5 protein-coding genes are annotated in these 5,053 nt (G+C 63.4%); 3 read left to right on the top strand and 2 right to left on the bottom strand.

All coding sequences use genetic code 11. The features are described from left to right. Positions 1 to 179 precede the first annotated feature (179 nt). Complete coding sequence (locus ABD52_RS39590) at positions 180 to 707, top strand: DUF6602 domain-containing protein (protein WP_151016174.1); 528 nt, start codon at positions 180 to 182, stop codon at positions 705 to 707. A gap of 281 nt (positions 708 to 988) precedes the next feature. On the opposite strand, the gene ABD52_RS39585 is transcribed toward ABD52_RS39590, so the two are convergent. Both ABD52_RS39585 and ABD52_RS38800 read right to left on the bottom strand, forming a co-directional pair. After that, positions 989 to 2,485, bottom strand: a complete 1,497-nt coding sequence (locus ABD52_RS39585) for a hypothetical protein (protein ID WP_143025365.1) — start codon at positions 2,483 to 2,485, stop codon at positions 989 to 991. A gap of 485 nt (positions 2,486 to 2,970) precedes the next feature. Then, positions 2,971 to 3,438 (bottom strand): hypothetical protein, encoded by a 468-nt coding sequence (locus tag ABD52_RS38800; protein ID WP_082171458.1) that lies wholly within the window; start codon positions 3,436 to 3,438, stop codon positions 2,971 to 2,973. Between the two features lie 287 nt (positions 3,439 to 3,725). Here ABD52_RS38800 and ABD52_RS36120 point away from each other — a divergent pair, with 287 nt between their 5' ends. Beyond that, complete coding sequence (locus ABD52_RS36120) at positions 3,726 to 4,820, top strand: hypothetical protein (RefSeq protein ID WP_047894703.1); 1,095 nt, start codon at positions 3,726 to 3,728, stop codon at positions 4,818 to 4,820. 2 nt (positions 4,821 to 4,822) lie between these two features. Continuing rightward, entirely contained in the window at positions 4,823 to 5,035 is a 213-nt protein-coding gene (locus ABD52_RS40435; protein WP_047894702.1) for a hypothetical protein, read from the top strand. The last annotated feature ends 18 nt before the right edge of the window (positions 5,036 to 5,053 follow it).

Genomic DNA, 5,053 nt, shown 5'->3' with positions numbered 1-5,053 from the left:
CGAGGTGGTTCAGGCTGCGGGTGGACAACGGAATCGCGGCAGGGTAAGACAGCACAGCGAGGCTCCCGGTTGGGGCATCTGATCTTGGTCGATTGCTGTCTTACCGGGAGCCTCGTCCTACCTGGACACCGGCCTCCCACACCGCCCGTGACCTGCGCCGTCACGATGAAAATGGCTCATTGTTCTGGGAGATGGGCGATGCTCTCTTCCTGCCCGCAGAGAGCGTCTACGCCGTCTTCGAAGCCAAGCAGGAACTCAACCTCGAATATCTGCGCGAGGCCGGAGAAAAGGCGGCCAGCGTCCGCCAGCTGCATCGCACAACCGCGCCCATCGTGCACGCAGGCGGCACCGTCAATAATCCGAAGCCACCGCCGCGAATCCTCAGTGGCCTGCTGGCCTGCCGGAGCCGCTGGAATCCACCCTTCGGCCCCGCACTGCGCAAAGGCTTGGACAATCTCACCGAGGACGAGCGCATCGACCTCGGCTGCGGTCTCGAACATGGCGCGTTCGAGCTACCCGAACACACCAGCGCGGATCCCGGCCTCGTCACCGCGGACGCCGAGGTCGGTCTAGCCTTCTTCGCGATGCGGCTCCTTGCCCGGCTCCAACAGATGGGCACGGTCTCAGCTATGAACATCGACGCTTACACTTCCGTGCTCGCGCAGCGGTCTCGTGAACTGCCAACAGAGGTTCCGGCACAACAATAGCGCTGTGACTCGGCCTGCGATCTTTAGCGCCCGGTCAGCGCGAACGCAATCATCGTCGCTGCACGGCCGGTTGAGGCTCAACTGGCAGGCCACCCTATCAGCGTAATCGGTAGCTCCAGCGACCCCGTAGGTACCCGAACGGAGCCGGTTTGTTTCGTGCGGGTCTCGAACGTGGCCTGGGACGGCGTCATGATCAGGCGAACGAGTTTGCCGAGTTGGCGACCGACCATGATGTTGGGCGACTCCAGTCATATCTCCTTCGATATTCAAAGGAGTGCCAGCTATCGAAGCCCGGCTGCGCGCGCTCTCTCCAGGAACGCAACGTGAGAATGCAGGTTACGCTCTGGGATACGCCACAAGCGTGCCACTCTCGGTAAACCGGATAGCATCGCGGCGGACTCTTCGCCGATGTTAGAGAGAAACGATTCGTAGGGTCGACGAAACCTACCCACTAGCATCTCGTATGTCTCGGAATCTACCTTCTCCCACATACTTAACATTGCAACTGCTGTAAGTACGGCTGCAGCAGGTCCGGATAGCGCTGCGGCGACCGTGGCAGCTGCCGCGCCCGCAACTGGGACGCGTAGCCGAGCGACAAGTCCTTGAGACTCACGCGCGACTGCCTTCGCAATCTGCCCACGCATACGACTCTCTCGTTTTGACCCAATATCGGCGAGATGTTCCTCCAGCTCTCGTCGCCGCCGCCGGAAAGGGCCAGCTTCAGCCCGAAGCGAAGCCAGCTCTTCCCAGAAATTATCTAATGAATTGATCCTGCCGAGGAGTGCAGATAGGAAAACTGGCAACTCGAGGGTGGACGACTCCTCTTCTCGGCGTTTCCGTACCGCCTCTTGGATTACCGAAACGGAGCGGATCTTCTCCTCCGCTACCACCATTCTTTTATGTTCAAGCGCTCTAAATGGTGCACGAAATGCTGAGGCTGAATATGGAACCTCAAGCATGGCGGCAATCTGCGAATTGATTAGGCTGCGATGATTTGCTTCACTGACCACGGCGCGGAGAAATCCAGATTCGTCTTCGCATTCACCTGTAGACCAATCCGAATCGCCTCCACTGATACGAGTCCAGTCCAGAAAGACGTCCGCGGTTGGCGACAGTCCCGAATAGACAGTACGGTGTAGGCAGTCACCAATCAAATCGTCATGATCGATCCGTCGGCCCAGGAGAGTACTCCACACGCGAGCGGCTTGCGCTAGCTCCTCACGCCCAAGCGGGCTAGCGTTTTCGCGCAGCGCTTCCATCCTTTTGAGCACGCTGGACACGATGTTGGCCAGCGCATATCCGACTGGTTTTACCTCAAGTTCACCACTGGTTCTCGCAACGCCACGGTCGAGTGGAACAAAAACCCTTTCGCCGAGCTGTTCATTCCACTTCTCCGAAGAAGATCCTGCGAAGTGCATTACGTGATCATAAAGAACTACCGAGCGGACCAGTGTTCCAAGATCGAATAGAGCGGCGGGCGACGGCATGTCTGCCATGTCGACAACGCGCTGACATGAGTACAGCATCGTAGTGTCCGTGAAGACGGCAACTCCATCCTTCCGGTCTTTAACAGACTTAACCCAGTCGCGCATTGCAGCGGATCCATTTCGCCAGGAGAAGGGGCCATCGGGATCTACCGACTCCGCCAGTGAAGAAATCCCAAACTCCGCCACAGAACGGGCTACGGAATCGCGAGGCGGGAGCCACGCCCGATTACGTGATGCCGTCACCCCCATCAATGCCAACCTGAAGGCTGCAGCGCTATCGCCTACACTCATACTTCTAAGGTTACACGGCTGCAGCAATCTCGCTCATTTCGCCAATTCGAATGATACACTCTCGACAAAGGCCCGAGTCGATCACCACTGTGTCCGAATCTGGCGATCGTCGTAGGCATTCTGTGGCATATGCCGGAACGCACACTCTCATGGCCGCTGACCGAGCGGTCCGGTAGCCAGGCGTCATGGGCAGCCGCCGGCTTCAAGAGAGCGTGCCAGAGGCCTCATGTTGGGCTGGCGAATACAGCAGGTAACGAATACCGCGCACCGCCAGGCGCTCGGCGGGAAATGTCCGTGTACGACATGCCGCTGCTGCTCGGCGAGGAGGAGAGCTACTTCGGTGAGGCGTGAGGGTAAACAGTTGTCGGTCCCGTGTGCCACGATCGGCTGCTGCGAGCAGACCACGACGTTCCTGGGGCTGGCGAGGCTGGACGCAGGCCGCGGCTGCCGTCGCCGGCTGCGAGGCGCTCCAAGCAAATGGGGGCCTATTGCCTTGAGTTGTCTGATTCCTGCTCAGAGCCAGGTCGGTGGCGTGGTGTCTTGCTGTCGCCCCCTCGGGCGGTTTCCTCAACCCGTAGAAGGTTGTCGATGATCACGGCGATGCCGTCTTGGGCGGCGGGTGAGAGCTTGGTGATGGATCGTGCCATCACGCGGACGCGCCGGCTGTGTTCTTCAGGCTCTTCTTGATCGCCGAGTAGGTAGCCGGCGGGTACGTCGAAGAACTGGGCGAGCGCGCGGAGCGTGGATGCTTTGGGGTTGATTCGAGGTGCGCGCAGCAGGTTGCGGATGCCTTCGGCGGTGATGCGGTGGCCGGCTTTGGTGAGTTCCCGGGCAACTTCGGCCTCTGTGTAGGGTGGCCGGCCTTCGGTGTTGGCCTCGAAGAGGGTTCGGAGCCTCGTTTGGATCAGGTGTGAGGCTGCGGCCTCGGCCTGGTCGGCTGGTGTGTCCTTCATGGAGTCCCCCAACTCCAACCACAGTTGGCCACAACAAAAACTGCGGTTGACGCTCTTCTGTGACCTGTGCTTAGCTCTCAGTATCGCTCGCAACTGCGGTTCGGTTAAACCCGAACTGGAGTTGCCTGGAGCGTAGCGGATCGGGTCGCCGTACGCGAGATGGCATCCCGGCCGCGAGCGGCGACGCAGGAGGGGACACGTCGTCGCTGTAGGGCCTGCTTCGTCTGGTCAGCGTCCAGGCCGTGACAGTAACGGGGGACCGGCCGCGTCGATGTCGACGTCGGTCTGTGCTGTACGGCAAGCCTTACGGGGAGGCGGACGTGCAAGGTCCATCGGACGAGCAGCCCGAACAGCTCGCCGCCCGTGCGCCTTCGGGCGGGCGCGGCGGTGGGCAGGGGGAGCTGGCGGGCAGGGAGAGGGCCCTCCCGCCGGCTCCCACCCCCGAACAGATCGCGGCCCGGGCCTTGGCCTCGGTGCCTTCGGGGCCGCGCCTTGTCGGTGAGGCGGTGGTGCGGGAGATCCCGCGAGAGTTCGGCGCGGGAACCCGGGTGGAGACGCTGTGGTGGCGGGCGGCGTCGCTGCGTGCGGGCTGTCCACTGGTGTGTGTGTCCTCGGCGGACGGCGGCGTCGGGCGGTCCGCGCTGACCGTCGGGCTCGGCGGGCTGCTGGCTCTTGCTGTTCCCGATCCGGTGGTAGCGGTCGATGCGACCTTGCGGGCGTGGGGTGGCCTGGAGCATCGGGTGGCCCGGCGCAGCTCGTCGACGGTGTGGGACGCGGTGGCCGCGGATGCCGGCTTGGCGGAAGGCGGGGCTGCGGAGCGGTTGACGCAGGTAGGGCCGACGGGGCTACGGGTGCTGGTTGGGGAGAGCAAGTTGACCGCGCAGCGGCGCCCACCGACGTGGCCGGAGATGTTCGGCGTGATCGGCCATCTGCGGTCGGTGTACCGGTTGGCGCTGTTGGATCTGCCGACGGCGGACAGTACATCGACGTGGCGGGCGCTGGGCTGGTCGACGGTGCCGGTGCTGGTGTCGAGGGCGACGGTGGACGGGGTGCAGCACACGCTGCGGCTGCTGGCCCACATGCGCGGTGCGGGCCTGGCGCATGTGCCGGACCGGGCGGTGGTGGTGGTTATGGCGACCTCGCCGTCCGTGGCGCGTGAGGTGCGGGCGGTGGAGCAGTTGGCGCGGCAGGCTGCTGCGGAGCTGGTGCGGGTGCCGTATGACCCGGGGCTTGCGCGGGCGGATCCGCTTGACCCGCGGGCGCTGAGTAAGGCCACTCGGTCGGCGTTGACCGAGGTTGCCGCGGCGGTGATCGACCGGTGTCCGGTCGAGCCAGCGGCTGTCCTTGGTCCGGGATCGTCGGCCTCTAACGGGGAGGACTAATCGTGTTGCATCAGCTTGCGGCGGCCCTGACGGTGCGCGCCCCGGCGGTGGCGGCGCTGTTGGCGCCGACGCCGACGCCCGAGCCGTCGGGTGATGGTTTCGACTTCAGCCGGATCAGCCCGGACCCGTCGGCTGTGCCGCGGTCGGACCTGTTCTACAAGCTGGCCAACGCCGCGCTGTTCCTCGGTGTGATCTCGGCGGTGGCCAGCTTGTAGAACAGGTCCGACCGCGGC

It is taken from the genome of Micromonospora sp. RV43 (genome assembly GCF_001029515.1).
Classification (GTDB): Bacteria; Actinomycetota; Actinomycetes; order Mycobacteriales; family Micromonosporaceae; genus Micromonospora; species Micromonospora aurantiaca.
Note: the sequence above shows the minus strand (reverse complement) of the source record. Positions and strands in the feature narration are given on the sequence as shown.